This is a genomic window from Plectonema cf. radiosum LEGE 06105 (genome assembly GCF_015207665.1).
GTDB lineage: Bacteria > Cyanobacteriota > Cyanobacteriia > Cyanobacteriales > Nostocaceae > Rivularia > Rivularia radiosa_A.
On the sequence record NZ_JADEWL010000087.1, the window covers coordinates 12918 to 29729 of the forward strand.

A 16812-nucleotide genomic window follows, 5' to 3' on the forward strand; every position below is an offset into this window, starting at 1 on the left:
TTAAAATGGCTCATATTAGTACAAAAAAAATAGCTTCAAGCAGTTTGTGGCTGACTGCTAGTTTCGGTTTTGCTAAAATATCTCAACTGCTTGCTCAAATATTTTTAGCACGTTTGCTATCACCTGATGACTTCGGTGTTTGGGGTATGGTGTTGATTGTCACGACACTTTCAGCACTGTTTAAAGATGCTGCTATCGCGTCAGTATTAATTCAGCGTGGTTTGGACAATAAAAAATTAGTAAATGCAGTTTATAGCTTGGGTGTAAATATCTCGATAGTGATGTTTATTATCCAAGCTTTAGCTGGATTTCCCCTAGCTAAATTTTTTGGTGAACCCTTAGTTTTTCCTTTAACATTAGTTGTATCTTTAGTATTTTTAATCGGTGCGGGTGCGGGTTCTCATGGTGCTGTATTACAACGTCAAATGAAATTTCGCGAGTTAGCAATTACCGATAGTTTTTCCGGATTTGCGCGTTTTGGTAGTGCGGTAATTTGTGCTTCTATGGGTGGTGGAGTATGGGCTTTTGCAGTTGCAGAAATTGCCATGTCATTGGTTGATGCTTTATGCAAACGTTATTTTAGTCGATATAATTTTGAATACAATTTTAAACCAGATTCAGCAGCAATCGGCGAAGTTAGAACTTATATCAGCAGTTTAATTGGGATTAATTTAGCCGTTTATGCTAACACTAATTCCGATAATTTAATCATCGGTAGATTAATTGGTGCAAAATCTTTGGGTTACTACAATATGGCTTATCAATTGGCTATGTTACCAACATTTGCTCTCTCCCAAATTAACCGAATTAACTTTTCAGTATTATCGCAACGAGATAATGAAGCTAGAAAAACTTATCTTTGTCGGATGTTGGAAATCTATGCTGTATTGTATGCTGCTATCTACGGTATAGGCTTTATTATCGCACCTTGGATTATTCCCTTAGTATATGGTGAGCAATGGAAACCAGCGGTAAACATCTTTCAAATAGTAATGATTTTTGCATATGCTAGAGGTTTCATGTCGATTCTCGGTACAGCTTTGAATGCTATAGATAAGCCAAATATTAATGCTGCAATTAATTGGGTTTTGGTACCCCTTTCCATTCCAGCTTTCTTTCTCGGAGCCAACTGGGGAGGAGTTATAGGAGTTGCGATCGCAGTTGCGTTGGTGATGGGTGTTGGTGCAAGTATTTGGTTTTGGTTTGCCATGAGTCGTGCTGCACAATGGAATATTGCGGAGTTATTTAAGCCAGTCATTTTACCAACTTTGACTATCATTTTCGCTCTATTTGCTGTTATTAATCTTCCTTTATCTACATCTTTACAAATTTTTATTCAACCAGTTTTATTAATTGTAATTTATATCGTTGGATTATCTATCTTTTCTGCGGGTAGAATCCCTCGATTATTAATTAATCTAGTCAAGCGTTCTTTAAATATGGCTTAAATAATTATATATATTTTTAACGCAAAGGAACGCAAAGTTATACGCAAAGGAACGCAGAGTTTTTACTATTTTATAATATCAATGGTAAATATATAATATATAGTTTAATTTTTATATGAACTAACATGAAAGAACAAATAACAGTCCCTTTGAATTCTCAAGTTTCGGACAGACTTTTTTTCTTGGAATTTCTCAAAGCAATCAGTATTACTGCGGTAGTATCATACCACGCAATCTTTTTACCTCGCTCTACTTTTATCGCAAGTAATGGAATTTTAGAAATTTTATTTGCTCCGTTGAGATTTTGTGTTCCAGTTTTTCTGACTATTTCATTTCTACTTTTTGAACGTCAAATTTCTCAATTTCCAACACAACCAAAATTACCTTTATTACAAAAAAGATTAATTCGTCTGGGAATTCCAACTCTATTTTGGTTCGGAATTGCAGCATTATTAAAAGCTATAAATGGAAACTCTTTTATAGAAATTATCAATGCAATATTAACAGGAGAAATATTTACAGGTGCTTATTATTTTCTAATAATTTTGCAATTAATGATAATTTTTTACTTTATCCGCAGTTGGTTAAATCAGTCAAAAAATATTTTTATTACTATTGCAATTCAAGGACTCGTTTTCTTATTTATCTATGCTAATATTTGCGGTTTATTCGGAAATCAGGTATTGACATTTTTAATCAAAATGGAGCGTCCTTTCATTATTTATTGGTTTGTTTACATCGCTCTAGGTATATATTTCTACAAAAATTTATCTTGGATAGAAAATAAATCGATTTCTCTAAGTAAAACTAATAAAATCCTGATTTTGTGCTTTACAGCCGCAATCATGATCATAGAGTATACAATCTTAACTTTAGTTTTAAAAAACTCTCTTCGTCCCTTCGATTATGCTGCATTTTCCTGCATTTTCAGCGTACCAGCAATGTTTATCTGTTTTGCATCCGTCAAGGAAAAAACTTTACCATCACCCGTTGTTAAACTAACTAAACTACTATCAAAATATAGTTTAGGGATTTTTTGTATAAATGGTATTTTAGCGCAAATCTTTTTGTCAATTGGAACCAAATTATTCAGTGAAGCTAACTTCAACCTAACTCAAATAATTATAATTAAAATTATCGGTTGGATAATATTACTTACAATATCATTACTATTATCAATAGTACTAAAAAGATTAGGATTAAAAAGAGTTGTTAATTAAATTAATGATTAATTATAAGTTAACTTAGACAAACAAAAAATATAATTTACATTGAAAAATCATATTTCCCTCCTCACCCAACATCTTGATTATCAATTTGAATAAATAAAGAAAATCAAATAATTCTTAACTGATAACTGTTTACTGATAACTGATAACTGTTTACTGATAACTGATAACTGTTTACTGATAACTGATAACTGTTTACTGATAACTGATAACTGTTTACTGATAACTGATAACTGATAACTGATTACCCTCCTCCGACAATAGTAACTATTTCCAAACGGTCATTTTGTTTGATTTTAGTTTGTTCCCAATATTGACGATGCAAAATTTCGCCGTTATACTCGACAGCAACTAGGCGGGGATTATAACCTAATTCTATGAGTAAATCGGGCAAAAAAGTTTCTTTAGAAAAGTTACGGATTTCTCCGTTTACTTGTAACTCAAGACTGATCATACAATTTTAACTTACTATCTACTGTTTGAGGACGGTGTAATTGTGATAAAAAATATTGCGTTACTAAAGTTGGTTGCTCTGCTTCCATAATGCTTCGTACAACTGCGACACGATTTGCTCCAACTCCAACTACATCATTGAGATTATTCGGATCTATTCCACCAATTGCAAACCAGGGTATTGGACAATTTTTTGCCGCATAGTTAATATATTGCAATCCAACGGCTGGCTTACCTTCTTTAGTTGGAGTTTGGTAAATTGGCCCTACACCAACATAATCGGCACCTTCGGTAATTGCCCGTTGCATTTCATCTGAATTTGTGGTAGAACGACCAATTAACTTATGAGGACCTAGTAAATCACGGGCTAGAGATATAGGCATATCCTGTTGTCCCAAATGCACACCATCGGCATCTACTGCTAAAGCCAAGTCTATCCGGTCGTTGACCAAAAATAAAGCATCATAGGCGTGACACAACTGGCAAAGCTTCCTAGCTTCTTCCAAACGAATGGTATCCGAAGCTGTTTTCTCGCGATACTGTACTAGTGTTAATCCACCTTTAAGGGCAGCTTCTACAGTTTCCAGTAAATTTTCTTTTGGGGAGGTGACCAAATACAAACGCGATCGCAAAAGTTGTTGATATCGAGTAAAGCCCATCAAATTACTTTCGAGAGTATAAACTCGATAACGGATTTGCTTAAAAGCTTTACCCATACCGGAACTGTAAAGCTTCCCGTATTCTTCAATCACCCGTAAAGCTTCTTGTACTCGACAGAAGTTGGCTTGTAACACCGATTTAACGCTTTCACGCTGTTCTTCTTGGGGATGACTTAGTTCTGTACCTGCATCACCTGGAGTATTCCTTGCTGCTCTTAATTCAGCGGTATGCCATAATCCTACCTCTTGCCTTAAATGCTTACACTCCCTAGTCAAATCGCTATTATTCAAGCCAAAGCGACACCATTCTTCAATAATTCGCAAACCTTCACGAGTACGATCTAAATTCGCGTCTAAAATCCGCAGCACAACTTGTTGCACTTGTTCCTTTTGGCTGTATGGCTCGACCATTACAACAACCCCATTATTGTCTTCATCGTAACAGTCAGCCTGGTTCATGTTCCTAATGTTGCGATCATCGTTGATTTTTGTACTAAATTGCTTTTTATTAAAAGTAGCAATTACGGGTCATCTCACTTTGGATTAGCGATTTTAGATTTTAAATTGAGTATTGGATTTCATTTACATTTATTAAAGTATTAAAATATACTTTTTATTCTAATTGAAAATCTCAAATCTAAAATCAATCAAAAATATCATTTTCCCAACAGCCCATTCAATAATTTTACTGAAATTTGATTATCCTCCCATAGGAGGGTATAAAAACGTCACTTTGGATGTAAGGAGTGTCAAAACAGTGATTAACCACCCTAATTCATCTCGGCTAGACAAGGCTCATATTCTGTCAAAGCAGATTATTCAAGCCTTCAAATCATTTTCCTACCTCGAATCTTGTATGCGTACATCTTCTATATCTTATGTTTTATTTTTAACTGTAAGTTTAACTGCATTCACTACGGTTTTACTGAACGTTAACTCTAATATTGCCATTGCTCAAATATCGTCCATGTCCAAGGGCAAAACCCTCAGTGAGAATTCAATTTCTCAGGTTAATGTACTGTTTGTCAACCCAAGTATCGGAAATGACACAAACACAAATGGTAGTGAAAGCGCTCCCTTAAAAACAATTACTCAAGCATTAAAAATCGCCAAAGACAATACCATAATTAGACTTGCCAAAGGTACTTACAGCGCCGAAGCGGGAGAACAATTTCCCTTAATCATCAAATCCGGGATTGTTATTCAAGGAGATATTAGTACTCAAGGTAAAGATATTATCATTCAGGGGGGTGGGGAATATCTCAGTCGTTTCTACGGCAGTAAAAACGTGGCGATTGTTGCTACTGACAACGCAAAAGTAACTGGTGTAACCGTAACAAATTCTAATCTTCGGGGTTACGGGATGTGGATTGAATCAAGTCAGCCTGTAGTGGAAGCAAATACCTTTACAGGTTCTACACAAGATGGAATTGCAGTCACGGGTACCGCTGCACCCCAAATTCAGAATAATTATTTTTACAGCAACGGTGCCAATGGAATTACGATTTCGGGAACATCTCAAGCCCAAATCCAGCAAAATACTTTTCAAAATACCGGCTTTGGCATAAATATTGCCCAGGATGCATCTCCTCAAATCATCGGTAACAAAATTTCACATAATCGAACTGGTGTTGTAATCCAAGCTTCATCTAGCCCAGTTTTGCGAAATAATTCTATCTTCAACAACAAAGAAGACGGTTTGGTTGTAATTGCTTCTTCAATACCAGATTTAGGTAATTCATCCAATCCGGGTGGGAATCAATTCAGTTTCAATGGGCGCTATGATATTAATGCCCAAGCTGCCACACAACAAGTTTCTGCTTACGGCAATAATTTAGCGAGTAACCGCATTGCTGGAAAAGTAGACGTAACAGGTGCCGCAGCCCCCGTAAAAGCTGCAATTTCCCCAATTCCTAGAACCACTCCAAGATTACTCAAACCTCTCTTACCCCGCGAAAATACCCCTACATCCAGCACAGATGAGGAACAGCAATTAAATTACGTGGAAGTGCAGCCAGATACAATCGAATTTACCGCACCCCAAGCAAATATACCCTCATCATTACCAGTATTAGAACCAGCCCCTACAGGAGAATCAGCCCTTTTACCCGTACCACCCGCCAAAATACCCGTCAGTAAAAATGGGAACACAACTATGTCAGCACCTAGAGTTCCCCAAAATTCACGTCAAATCCAAGCAACCACAACACAAACAGGTTTGCGCTACCGGGTAATAGTCGAAGCAGTAACTCCCAGACAGCAGGAACTAGTAAAATTTATTGTCTCTGACGCATTCCGTACCACAAGAGGAGGAAAACAAATCATGCAAGCAGGAATATTTAGCGATCGCAATAAAGCCAACAACTTAGTCAGACAATTCAAAAAGAACGGATTGAAAGCTGAAATAATTAGGGAATAGGTAATAGGTAATTGGTAATTGGTAATTGGTAATTGGTAATTGGTAATTGGTAATAGGTAATTGGTAATTGGTAATTGGTAATTGGGAAAGAGTTGTCCAAGTGATAATTAAGAAGTTATAAATTTATTGCTCGCGCTTATTTACCAATTACCCATCCCCCATTACCCATCCCCCATTACCCATTACCCATTACCCATTACCTATTACCTATTACCTATTACCCATTACTCTTCAACAATGGCTTTCAGCTTAGAGGTAAATGTTTCAGAAGAATCATTTTTCTCCGGAGTAAATTGTTCAATGGGAGGATGATTTCTCGCAGGGGGAAGAAGCTTGGCTAGAGTTTTGGTAATCAAAGGTGTTGCGGATTGTCCTTTTTGTTGTTCCGATATCAACTCAGAATTTGTCACAACATGATTTCTCGTTTCTGTTAAGGCTTGCGATGCTGTCGGGGATTTTGGCGTAGATAAAATTACCTGACTAGATGAGGCGGGAAGTGCTTTCGGCATATTTTGGCTGCTAGATTTCTCTTCGACTTCAGCACCCATCAACTCCGATTTATGGTTATTTTGACTAATATTTCTTTGAGATGAAGAATTAAGTATATGAGATGATTGGTAATTCCTAATTATCTCCTTGATATTAGGATTACTAGTCACACTTGGTAATGCTGGTGGCAAGCGATTCCATTTCAAATCTTCGGGTAATTTATTACAAATTAAGCTCTCAAATTCTAGATTGAAATGATAGCTAGGATAATTTCTTCTTAACCAAAGAGTTAGTATCTGCTGTACTGAAACTGCTTTGTAACGTCCTTGATACAATGCCTCGATTATTCCCAAATGCACCCAATTCGACGGATATTGATTTTCCCAACGCTTGACTAACTCGCTGGCACCATACCCACCGAGATCAAAACTGTAATGTGTTAACAGGGATACCGCTAAATTGTTAGTCACATCGGAGATTTGGGTGAACATGGTTTGGAAACTAGGGGAGATGGGCATATATTCTGCTACCATCGCAAAAAAAAATAAAGTGTATTTTGATACGGTGAACTGTTTCCAAGTATTTCAAATTTAACTGATTGGTAATTGGTAATTGGTAATTGGTAATTGGTAATTGGTAATTGTTCACTGTTGACTGCTGAGTGTTCCCTGATAACTGTCAACTGTCAACTGTCAACTGTCCACTGATAATTGTAGTTAATATATTCTACTAATCAATTGCCTGTAGGAAAAATTATATAGGGTGAATTGATGGAAGGTGTGCGTTTTATGGCTACCAGTGCTTGATAAACCATTGCTGCGACTTCAGCTCGCGTTGCTTCCCGATTTGGTTCGATTTTTAGTGGGTCTGGATAATTTACCACAATTCTTTGTTGTGTAGCAGTTGCAACCGCCGTCCGCGCATAATTGGGAAGGGTTTGACCATCTATAAAGTTTTGTAAAGTAGATTGATGAGCGGTTGGTAATGCCAGTCCGTTGACCAAGGAAACCATCACCTGTAAGCGCTGTACGTTTTCTTGGGGACGAAAGGTACCATCACTAAATCCTCCCACAAAACCGCCTTCTGCTGCGGATTTAATCGCTTTATACGCCCAAAAATTGGCTGTAATGTCAACAAAATCACTTAAAGAACGTTTTGGTGTGGGATTAAAAGCTTTGACAATTAAGTCCGCGTATTGAGCGCGAGTCATGGGTGTATCAGGTTGGTAAGTACCATCCGCAAAACCACTAGTTAATTTGAGACTAACTAAACTGCGGATAAATGCCTCAGCCCAATGTCCTTCTAAGTCGGTAAAAGAAGTCATATCTACATCGGGTTTAACGATGTAGGGAGAAACGATTGCATGATGTTTGCCCAGAGCTACTAAAGCTTGATAAATTAACGCTGCGACTTCAGCACGACTGATATCCCGTAAAGGCTCCAATTGGTCGGTTTGGGGGTAATTTACCACCAATAGTTTCTGAGTGGCGATCGCCATTGCATTGGTGGCGTAGCTGGGAATTTGAGCGCGATCGCGATACATTGTCAAAATGTTGGGATTGCCTCCTTGCAGCTTCAAGCCGCTGACAATTGAGACTATTGCCTGAATTTTAGTTAAATTTTGTCCGGGACGAAAGGAACCGTCGGGAAAGCCGCTAATAAAACCCATCCCAGCACCTTGATAAATTGCTGAAGTTGCCCAAAAGTTTGGTTGAATATCTGTAAATTTACGCACTTTATTGGTTAAAGGTATTTGAAAAGTTTTAGAAATAACGGCAGCATACTGAGCGCGAGTAATCGGCGCATCTGGTGCAAATGTACCGTCGGGAAATCCGCTAATTAATCCTTTTTCGTAGAGGGCTTCGATAAAAAGTGCCGCCCAATGCCCATTTAGATCGGGAAAACTGCTATTTACAGATAGCTGTACGGGATTATTATCGGAGGTTATGGCAACAAATTCGACTAAACCTTTGACCAAAGTTGGATTTAATAAATTACCCGCCGAGATCAACTTAATTGATGTTGCATTTTGTATGTCATATTCCTTGTTGTCGCCAAAAATATTACCGGCTGGGTCTTGAGAACTACCTAAATCGGGAGTAGAATCACCGTTAAGCAGTAAGCCACCAGAGGAATTATTAGTAATTGAATTATGTCTGAGTACTGGACGGGCTTCCCGCGATAAAGCTATACCAGTGTAATTTCCCGAAAGTTTATTATTAGCTACCAGAGGTGCGGCAAAATCGCTCATAGCCATACCAATAGGATTATTTTGGATGGCATTCCGCAATATCTCACCTTTGGAGTTACGTGCCATTACTAATCCAGCGGAACCATTTTCGACAAAGATATTATCTATAATTGCGGGTTTGGCATTACCGCTAATAAATATTCCTTCGCGACGGCATTTTATCAAAGTATTATTTGCAACAGTAGGGCAAGTCGAGTCAATCCAAATACCCGTACCTTTATTAACGGGATTGGTGATAGTAATACCCATTAATTGGCAGTCATCAGCGAGAACCACCGTGATGTTTTGTAAGCCAAAGCTTTTAGTTTCATAGTCACCACTTCCCTCAATGACAATACCTTGACCTTTGGTTGCTTCATTACCCAGCATCCAAACCCCATTAGGAATAATTAGTGGAAAAATTTCACCATTGGTAGCATCATAAGTTCCAGGAGCTAACTGAACGATTGCGGGAGGACGAATAGTATTTAACGTATAAGTAAGACTTTTAAAAGGAGACAACCTCGAACCATTATTCTTATCGTTACCGAAGGCTGGGTTGACATAAACTGTAGTATTTAAGATCGAATTAATCATTAGAAATAGACAAGAGTTGACAGTTGACAGTTGACAGTTGACAGTTAACCTTTGACCTTTAACCTTTAACTTTATCCATGGTATTGAAATGATTGAAGTTGAACATTTGCATAAAGTATACGGTTCTACCTCAGCGATAGAGGATGTAACTTTCAATGTTGAGGAAGGAGAGATATTGGGGTTTCTCGGACCAAATGGTGCTGGTAAAACTACTACCATGAGGATTTTAACGGGTTATCTCCCGGCGACGAGCGGTACGGCACGAATTGCTGGGTTTGATGTCCATGAAAATTCTTTAGCTGTACGGCAAAAAATCGGTTATTTACCGGAAACTCCACCGTTGTATCCAGAAATGTCAGTGGAAGGTTTTTTATTTTTTGTGGCACGTATTAAAGGGGTTAGTGCTGGGGATAGAAAAAACAAGGTTAAAGCAGCCATGGAACGCTGTAATTTAACAGATAAACGTCACGTACTAATCCGTAAACTTTCTAAAGGATATCGTCAAAGAGTCGGGATTGCTCAAGCAATTGTCCATGATCCACCCGCAATTGTCCTTGATGAACCTACAGTGGGATTAGATCCCCGACAAATCATTGATGTACGTAATTTAATCAAAAGTCTTGCTGGTAGCCATACAATTATTATTTCTACGCACATTTTGCCAGAAGTCAGCATGACCTGTAATCGTGTTGCGATTATTAATAGTGGAAAAATAGTAGCAACGAATACCCTCGATAATTTAATGAGCGAGTTAACTGCTGGTTCCGGTTATGAATTAGAAGTTGAAGGGGAGGCTACTTTAGCTAAGCAAATGTTACATAATTTACCCGGTATAAATCTGGTAGAATCAATTCCAATGTTAAGAGGAGAAGGTAAAAATCAACTCACACAAAACCGTGTCAGAATGCGGGTAGTTTCCCAACCGGGAACAGAACTTGGAAGCGCGATCGCAGCAGCTTTGTACCAAGGAGGATTTGGTTTACACGAAATGCGAAGGATTAACGCTACCTTAGAAGATGTGTTTTTGCAGTTAACTAGGGAAGAAAAACCTCTAGAAACCCACACAGAAGAATCAGAAGTAAATGTTGGAGAAGCAGCTTAAATGGGTGTAGTACTGGGTAATATAATTGCTATTTATCGTCGGGAATTGCAAACCTATTTTGTATCCCCATTAGCTTACGCGATTGCCGGTATTTTTTGGTTTTTAGCTGGGTTATTTTTTGTCTTGATTTTACTTGGTCCTGATGGGATTTTAGCAGCAGTTGCGGAGTTAGAATTACGAGGACAAACAGGCGGATTTGCTATACCTTCGATAGATGTTCCCTACGAATTTGTCAAAGCTTTTTTAGATAGAATGGGATGGCTTTTATTATTTATATTGCCTATTCTTTCAATGGGACTTTATGCAGAAGAACGCAAGCGCGGAACTTTAGAACTTTTAGCCACGTCTCCCATCACAAATTGGGCGGTTGCTGTCGGTAAATTATTAGGTGTATTAACATTTTTTATAACATTAATTTTACCGTTGATGGTATTAGAAGCAGTAGTTTTGAGTGCATCAGAACCAGCAGCTTCACTTACAATTCCTTTACTAGGTCATTTGGGCTTATTGTTGTTAGCAGCATCAATTTTATCATTGGGAATGTTTATTTCATCTTTAACTAACAGCACAATTTTATCTGCCGTTCTGACGTTTGCGGTAATTTTAATGTTGTTATTTATTGATTTAATTGCCAAAGTTATCGGCGGTCCAATAGGAGCAATTTTGGGTCATTTATCCTTGTTATCACATTACAACAACATGATACAAGGAATATTCGATAGCAGTAGTTTAATATTATTTTTCAGCTATATTATTTTAGGGATTTTTCTCACTGCACAATCGATTGATGCGTTTCGCTTTCAACGACAATAGTTATAAAAAAGTTAGGAGTTAAGAGTGAAGAGTTAGGAGTTATTTAACCTCTAACCTCTAACCTTTAACCTTTAACCTTTAACCTCTAACCTCTAACCTTTAACCTTTAACCTTTAACCTCTAATTGATATCTGATGAAAAAAATTGGTAATTATACTATTTGGTTAGCACCGTTTCTAATAACTGCGGGTTTAACGGTGGGTTTTATTTCGGAAGATTGGGGAACCATTCCCCTGGTGTTGATAATTTTAGGATTAACTATTGCTGTAGTCTGGATATTATGGCAAAGTTATTCTACTAAATGGTGGAGTCGTCGTTCTACTCAAGTTGGTACTAATGCGTTAATTGCAACTTTGGCTGTAGTTGCTATTTTGGGATTAATTAATTTTTTGGCTACTCGTTATAATATCCGCAATGATTTAACTGATGCTCAATTTTTTACTCTTGCTCCTCAATCCCAAGAAGTATTACAAAATATAGAGCAACCTGTAAAAGTATGGATATTTGATGCGAATAAAAATCCTTTAGATCAGGAATTGTTAGAAAGATATCAGCGACAAAATAATAACTTCAAATTTGAATATGTAGACCCTTTAGCTAGACCTGGATTAACCAATAAATTTGGTGTTAAAGATTATGGTGAAGTTTATTTAGAGTCTGGAGAAAATCGACAATTAGTACAGGTAGTTAATCCACAAGAGCGTCTTTCCGAATCTAGATTAACTAATCGTTTGGTACAAATTAATAATACGAATACATCTAAAGTTTATTTTCTCCAAGGTCACGGTGAACGTCAATTAGAATCGGGAGAAGATAATATTTCTCAAGCTGTTCAAGCTTTAGCAGATAATAATTATACTGCCGAGCCTTTGAGTTTAACTCAATCCGCAAAAATTCCTTCGGATGCTGATGCTGTAATTATTGCAGGCCCCCAACGAGCTTTATTAGATGGTGAAATTCAAGCTTTACGAGATTATGTCAACGGTGGTGGTAATTTATTAGTAATGGTTGACCCTGGTGTTGACCCCAAATTAGACGCTTTAACGAAAGAGTGGGGAGTTACTTTCGATAATCGTTTGGCTATTAATGTTTCAGAAAGCGCTCAACAACAACCTCCCGGTATATCTATTGTCACCCAATATGGCGAACATCCCATCACTAAAGACTTTCAAAATGGTATATCTATATATAAATTAGCGCGACCGATTGAAACTACTCCCGTCGATGGTGTGGAAAGTACACCTTTAGTTTTGACTCAACCTTACCCCGCAAGTTGGGCTGAAAGCGATTTGCAAAACGAAGAATTAAACTTTGACGAAAATAGCGATCGCGAAGGGCCTCTCACTTTGGGTGCTGCTTTGACTAAAAAACTCGCAGCTAAACCTACAGCTTCACCAACACCAACACCTACAGCTTCACCAACACCAACACCTACCCCCACTCCCACAAGTTCAGAGGAAAACAAGCCTACAGAATCAAGAATGGTAGTATTTGGGGATTCAGATTTTATTACAGACGGTTTATTTAGTCAGCAATTAAATGGAGACTTATTCCTCAATTCAATTACCTGGTTAAGCAAACAAGATTCACAACCTCTTTCCATTCGTCCCAAAGAAGCTACAAATCGTCGTCTCAATCTTTCTCAATCACAAGCAAGTTTGATTGCATTATCTTCAATATTAATTTTACCCATAATTGCTTTTGCAGCAGCAGCACTTCTTTGGTTTCAAAGACGATGAACAGTTGACAGTTGACAGTTGACAGTGAACATTTGATAACTAACAACTAATTTTCATGAAATTACAACGAACAACTTTAATTTTAATTCTGTTAGCAATCTTGTTGGGTGGTTTTGTTTATTTTTATGAAATTCAGTGGAAGTCTCAACAAGAGGAAGTTAAGAAAAAACAGCAACAACTTTTCTCTTTTAATGAAGTTGATGTAAAAGCGCTAAAAATCACGACTCCATCGGAAACGATAACTTTAGAACGTTCTCCGGAATCGAGTAATACTAAATGGCTGATGAAATCTCCCGATACCGTACCTGCTAATGATGGAACCGTGGCTTATTTGTTGAATTTGTTAGTAAATGAAAATAGCGATCGCGCTGTAACAACTTCGACTTCCCAGCTATCGGAATTCGGTTTAACACAACCCCAAGCAATCATCGAAATTACCTTAAACAATGGGAAAACTGATAAATTAGTTCTGGGTAAACCTAACTTTGATGACCGTTTTCTTTATGCTCAAAATAATTTTGCTACTAAACCAGATGGAAATGTTGAGTTAGTTTTAGTATCCAAAAATTTTGAAAATGCCGTTAAACGTTCGTTGTCAGAATGGAAAGCTGTAAATACTCGCGAAAATATCCCATCTCCAAGTCCCGAAGTTACTCCCACAACTTTACCGACTCCAGTCATTCCAACTATCGAACCAATTCCAATTAATCCAACTCCAATTTTAACACCTACTCCTACCTTAACCCCAACAACCACTCCCACACCAGCAAATAATCAGTAATATATTAAAATATATTCACATATAAATATTGTATTTTACAGAAAAAATACACCAAAAAATCAACATAAAAATCTCACTCATCGCATAATTTTGCGTCAGATAAACTTATAAGTAAATCAATTACTTGCTTATGTTTTTTGTGAAACTTTAATAGTTCCAAATAAGCTAAAGGCACAATTAAAGGCCATAAAATTGTAGCCAGAGCTAAAATTATCATAGACAAATAGCGTTGTGCTGAATTCATTTCTTTATCATCTATGAAAAAACCTAACCACTGCACAAAGAAACAACAAGCCATTATTAAATAAAATACAATTGCCAAATTCTTCACAACAGTTTGTATCATGATTCCGACTTGTTATACCTCTTAGTAAATTATCAACGACACAACCTATAATAGTTTGTTCCGTTAATGAGTTTTTAGTTTTCTATATTGGTTACAAAAATACTTTTCTGCTTATCAAGTAAAAATTATATTGAGATGTCCTGTATAAACCCTCTCGAGCTGTTTTAACAGCTACAAACGGATAATGCAATAGCGAAGCCTTGCACGAACCCCTGATACTATCTCAAGTAGCGAAGTCATAAAACAGTAAAAAACCTTATTGATTCTTCGCCAATATTTTCAATCAATTATATTTTTAACAAAAATAATTTATTTTTGATTGTTAACTCACATAATTTGTAACCAAAATCTTCATTAATTCAAAGCTGATAAATTTCCTATAAGTATTTTAGCGCATTTATTATGTATCAAATATATTTTTTTAATTTTCAGATAATTACTAAAAATCAAAAAACCCGGCTTTTTCACCGAGTTTGTCAATACTTCAAATTCTGACAACTCATACAAGAGTCCTATTTGAGGTAAATGTATGTGTAATTTTTATTTAGAAGACTCAACAACCTCAAACTTGAAAGTGGCAATCTTCTGCTTATCTATATATACTTCTAGTATATGTTTACCAGTGGGATCTCCGGTGGAAACAGTCCAAAAATTACTAACTACACCTTTTTTAACTTTTGCAGTACGTTTTATCACTGATTTGGTACCATCAGGTGATAGAAAGAAATGTTCACCGTTATCCGTTCCCCAAGTTAAGGGGGGTTTTGGTAAAGTTAGCACTTCAAGCCATCTTAATTCACCTTGATAATCTTTAAGTTGGATGCGCCATCCGTAAATTTGTCCTTCTTGAAAAGGCACCTTAGTTGTGGGGATAAATGTAAATTTTCCGTTTTTTTCAGTTCTCAATACTCCAAATTCAGCCTTTTTAACAGTAATTAGTTTACTTGATATTAAGCGTGGTGAATCTATCGTATTTTCTGCACCTTCGTAAGCAACTTTTACTAATTCAGAAGCATTTACTGGGGATATAAATCCCAAAAAAGCTATCCAGAGCGTAGTAGCCCACATTTTCATATTGCGATTTATTTATGATATTGGGTTTTGCCTACGACGTTACAGGAAGCTATTTTTTTATTCAGATATATGCGAACATTTTTGATGTATTGTTTTAACGAACCGGAGTTGACAGTGGACAGTGGACAGTTGACAGTTACTTGTCACCAACTCCGCTGGGACTAACTTTTAACTCCTAACTCTTAACTCCGGTGCTTCTTAAACTAAGCAGCGGATTGAAGGATTAAGTATTTCTACTAATTTATCTAGCTTACAATCGACTTTTGGCTGACTTAAATATTTTTCCGTACATTTGATCATTGCATCAATATTCTGCTGTTGAGCGCTGAAGGTCGGTATGCTTTGATTAAAATTGGGTTGGAACCTAAAATAAGTACTACCGATAATTTGCTCGGCAATATAACAGACTGCATCTCCTGCACCATCAAATAATACATCTAAAAGCGGTAAATCATCGCGGGGACTCAACCATTCTAATGCTCCCCATTGTTTTACTTGTTTCGCACCAATTTTTTTGATGTGTTGTCCGGTACCAAAAGAAGCAACTACAATATCATTTTGTTGGACATTTTCTGATATTAAATCATTCCATTTGGGGTTATCTGGTAAGTTATTATTCCATCGCAAACGTTCTGCGATCGCGCATAAAGCCGGGTTGTTTGCAAATACACCACCATCTATTAAAGGAATACCACTTTGTGGGGGTATTGCGTAACCATTTTTTTGCCAATCTTCTAAAAAAGCTCGATGTTTCATTTCGTAACCGGGAAAACCGATCGGAGCTGCTGAAGAAGCACGACAAATTTCCCATACCGGAATAGTTTGATGAGCTACTTTAGTATTTTTAAATACTACAGCCTGACGATTATAAGTGTCGTAACTAGTGACTATTGTTGGTTTAATTAAGTCTCCAAATGTCATATTTTCAAATATATACTTAAGTACCATTCTCAAACCTTCATCACTATAAATTGGCTGGGTAGAACCCAAGCGAATCAAGTTGAAAATACTGTGAATAAATATTCTACTTGGAGGGAAAATATTTTGAGAATTATGAATATAAAAATCTTTAATTTCCCTAGCTTTCAAACCCTTAGCCAAAGCACAAGCGATAAGACTACCTGTAGAAGTTCCAGCAATAACATCAAAATAATCTAGAAGTGGTTTGTGTGGCTCGTATTTTTGCAGCTTGTTTTCTAAGCGTTCTAAAATTATCGCTGTTACCAACCCACGAACTCCACCACCATCCAGAGAAAGAATGCGAAATGGTACATCGGCTCTCATTTATAATGCTCCCCCAAAATTTAACAATAATTTTGCAGTAAATAAAAAAGAAAGTATCCTTTTAAGCAAGTTTACTGTTACAAATACTTATTATGTAGGCTAAATCACATTATTACCCGATTTTTTTCAGATGGGGAGGGGGGATAGGG

At 36.9% G+C, this 16812-nt stretch carries 14 protein-coding genes; 7 read left to right on the forward strand and 7 right to left on the reverse strand.

Annotated features, from left to right (window positions below; all coding sequences use genetic code 11):
• Positions 1-5: 5 nt before the first annotated feature.
• Positions 6-1448: an oligosaccharide flippase family protein gene (locus IQ247_RS21250; RefSeq protein WP_193923135.1), complete on the forward strand. Its 1443-nt coding sequence runs from the start codon at positions 6-8 to the stop codon at positions 1446-1448.
• Positions 1449-1573: 125 nt separating this feature from the next.
• Positions 1574-2668 carry an acyltransferase family protein gene (locus IQ247_RS21255; protein WP_193923136.1) on the forward strand — a complete coding sequence of 365 codons (1095 nt, stop codon included), beginning with the start codon at positions 1574-1576 and terminating at the stop codon, positions 2666-2668.
• Between the two features lie 253 nt (positions 2669-2921).
• On the opposite strand, the gene thiS is transcribed toward IQ247_RS21255, so the two are convergent.
• Both thiS and IQ247_RS21265 read right to left on the reverse strand, forming a co-directional pair.
• Complete coding sequence (gene thiS / locus IQ247_RS21260; RefSeq protein WP_193923138.1) at positions 2922-3131, reverse strand: sulfur carrier protein ThiS; 210 nt, start codon at positions 3129-3131, stop codon at positions 2922-2924.
• Positions 3118-4200, reverse strand: coding sequence for a thiamine phosphate synthase (locus IQ247_RS21265; protein WP_228059934.1), 1083 nt, complete (start codon positions 4198-4200; stop codon positions 3118-3120). Before IQ247_RS21265 ends, thiS begins: the two co-directional genes overlap by 14 nt.
• Before the next feature lie 445 nt (positions 4201-4645).
• On the opposite strand from IQ247_RS21265, the gene IQ247_RS21270 reads away from it, so the two are divergent.
• Positions 4646-6208 carry a DUF1565 domain-containing protein gene (locus tag IQ247_RS21270; RefSeq protein ID WP_193923140.1) on the forward strand — a complete coding sequence of 521 codons (1563 nt, stop codon included), beginning with the start codon at positions 4646-4648 and terminating at the stop codon, positions 6206-6208.
• A gap of 224 nt (positions 6209-6432) precedes the next feature.
• Here the strand turns inward: IQ247_RS21270 and IQ247_RS21275 are convergent, their stop codons facing one another.
• Complete coding sequence (locus tag IQ247_RS21275; protein WP_228059932.1) at positions 6433-7215, reverse strand: hypothetical protein; 783 nt, start codon at positions 7213-7215, stop codon at positions 6433-6435.
• 215 nt (positions 7216-7430) lie between these two features.
• Complete coding sequence (locus IQ247_RS21280) at positions 7431-9524, reverse strand: S-layer homology domain-containing protein (protein ID WP_193923141.1); 2094 nt, start codon at positions 9522-9524, stop codon at positions 7431-7433.
• Between the two features lie 88 nt (positions 9525-9612).
• On the opposite strand from IQ247_RS21280, the gene IQ247_RS21285 reads away from it, so the two are divergent.
• From IQ247_RS21285 to IQ247_RS21300, 4 genes are all read left to right on the forward strand, one after another.
• Positions 9613-10626, forward strand: a complete 1014-nt coding sequence (locus tag IQ247_RS21285; RefSeq protein ID WP_193923142.1) for an ABC transporter ATP-binding protein — start codon at positions 9613-9615, stop codon at positions 10624-10626.
• A complete protein-coding gene (locus IQ247_RS21290) occupies positions 10627-11439 on the forward strand; it encodes an ABC transporter permease (protein ID WP_193923143.1) in 813 nt (270 codons plus the stop codon).
• A gap of 134 nt (positions 11440-11573) precedes the next feature.
• Positions 11574-13178 (forward strand): GldG family protein, encoded by a 1605-nt coding sequence (locus tag IQ247_RS21295; RefSeq protein WP_193923144.1) that lies wholly within the window; start codon positions 11574-11576, stop codon positions 13176-13178.
• Between the two features lie 55 nt (positions 13179-13233).
• The gene (locus IQ247_RS21300) at positions 13234-13959 is read left to right on the forward strand and encodes a DUF4340 domain-containing protein (protein WP_193923145.1); all 726 of its coding nucleotides are present in this window, start codon (positions 13234-13236) and stop codon (positions 13957-13959) included.
• A gap of 73 nt (positions 13960-14032) precedes the next feature.
• Here IQ247_RS21300 and IQ247_RS21305 read toward each other — a convergent pair whose 3' ends face one another.
• The 3 genes from IQ247_RS21305 to IQ247_RS21315 form a co-directional block, all read right to left on the reverse strand.
• On the reverse strand, positions 14033-14305 hold the full coding sequence (locus IQ247_RS21305; RefSeq protein WP_193923146.1) for a hypothetical protein: 273 nt from the start codon (positions 14303-14305) through the stop codon (positions 14033-14035).
• 540 nt (positions 14306-14845) lie between these two features.
• On the reverse strand, positions 14846-15373 hold the full coding sequence (locus tag IQ247_RS21310; RefSeq protein WP_228059933.1) for a PM0630 family protein: 528 nt from the start codon (positions 15371-15373) through the stop codon (positions 14846-14848).
• Positions 15374-15577: 204 nt separating this feature from the next.
• Positions 15578-16663 (reverse strand): patatin-like phospholipase family protein, encoded by a 1086-nt coding sequence (locus tag IQ247_RS21315; RefSeq protein ID WP_193923148.1) that lies wholly within the window; start codon positions 16661-16663, stop codon positions 15578-15580.
• Between the last annotated feature and the right edge of the window lie 149 nt (positions 16664-16812).

What these genes read in the sequence shown, in the direction of transcription:
- thiS (WP_193923138.1), bottom strand. Translation starts at nt 3,131, where the DNA reads ATGATCAGTCTTGAGTTACAAGTAAACGGAGAAATCCGTAACTTTTCT.
- IQ247_RS21295 (WP_193923144.1), top strand. Translation starts at nt 11,574, where the DNA reads ATGAAAAAAATTGGTAATTATACTATTTGGTTAGCACCGTTTCTAATA.
- IQ247_RS21265 (WP_228059934.1), bottom strand. Translation starts at nt 4,200, where the DNA reads ATGGTCGAGCCATACAGCCAAAAGGAACAAGTGCAACAAGTTGTGCTG.
- IQ247_RS21280 (WP_193923141.1), bottom strand. Translation starts at nt 9,524, where the DNA reads ATGATTAATTCGATCTTAAATACTACAGTTTATGTCAACCCAGCCTTC.
- IQ247_RS21315 (WP_193923148.1), bottom strand. Translation starts at nt 16,663, where the DNA reads ATGAGAGCCGATGTACCATTTCGCATTCTTTCTCTGGATGGTGGTGGA.
- IQ247_RS21270 (WP_193923140.1), top strand. Translation starts at nt 4,646, where the DNA reads ATGCGTACATCTTCTATATCTTATGTTTTATTTTTAACTGTAAGTTTA.
- IQ247_RS21285 (WP_193923142.1), top strand. Translation starts at nt 9,613, where the DNA reads ATGATTGAAGTTGAACATTTGCATAAAGTATACGGTTCTACCTCAGCG.
- IQ247_RS21300 (WP_193923145.1), top strand. Translation starts at nt 13,234, where the DNA reads ATGAAATTACAACGAACAACTTTAATTTTAATTCTGTTAGCAATCTTG.
- IQ247_RS21275 (WP_228059932.1), bottom strand. Translation starts at nt 7,215, where the DNA reads ATGCCCATCTCCCCTAGTTTCCAAACCATGTTCACCCAAATCTCCGAT.
- IQ247_RS21310 (WP_228059933.1), bottom strand. Translation starts at nt 15,373, where the DNA reads ATGTGGGCTACTACGCTCTGGATAGCTTTTTTGGGATTTATATCCCCA.
- IQ247_RS21305 (WP_193923146.1), bottom strand. Translation starts at nt 14,305, where the DNA reads ATGATACAAACTGTTGTGAAGAATTTGGCAATTGTATTTTATTTAATA.
- IQ247_RS21290 (WP_193923143.1), top strand. Translation starts at nt 10,627, where the DNA reads ATGGGTGTAGTACTGGGTAATATAATTGCTATTTATCGTCGGGAATTG.
- IQ247_RS21255 (WP_193923136.1), top strand. Translation starts at nt 1,574, where the DNA reads ATGAAAGAACAAATAACAGTCCCTTTGAATTCTCAAGTTTCGGACAGA.
- IQ247_RS21250 (WP_193923135.1), top strand. Translation starts at nt 6, where the DNA reads ATGGCTCATATTAGTACAAAAAAAATAGCTTCAAGCAGTTTGTGGCTG.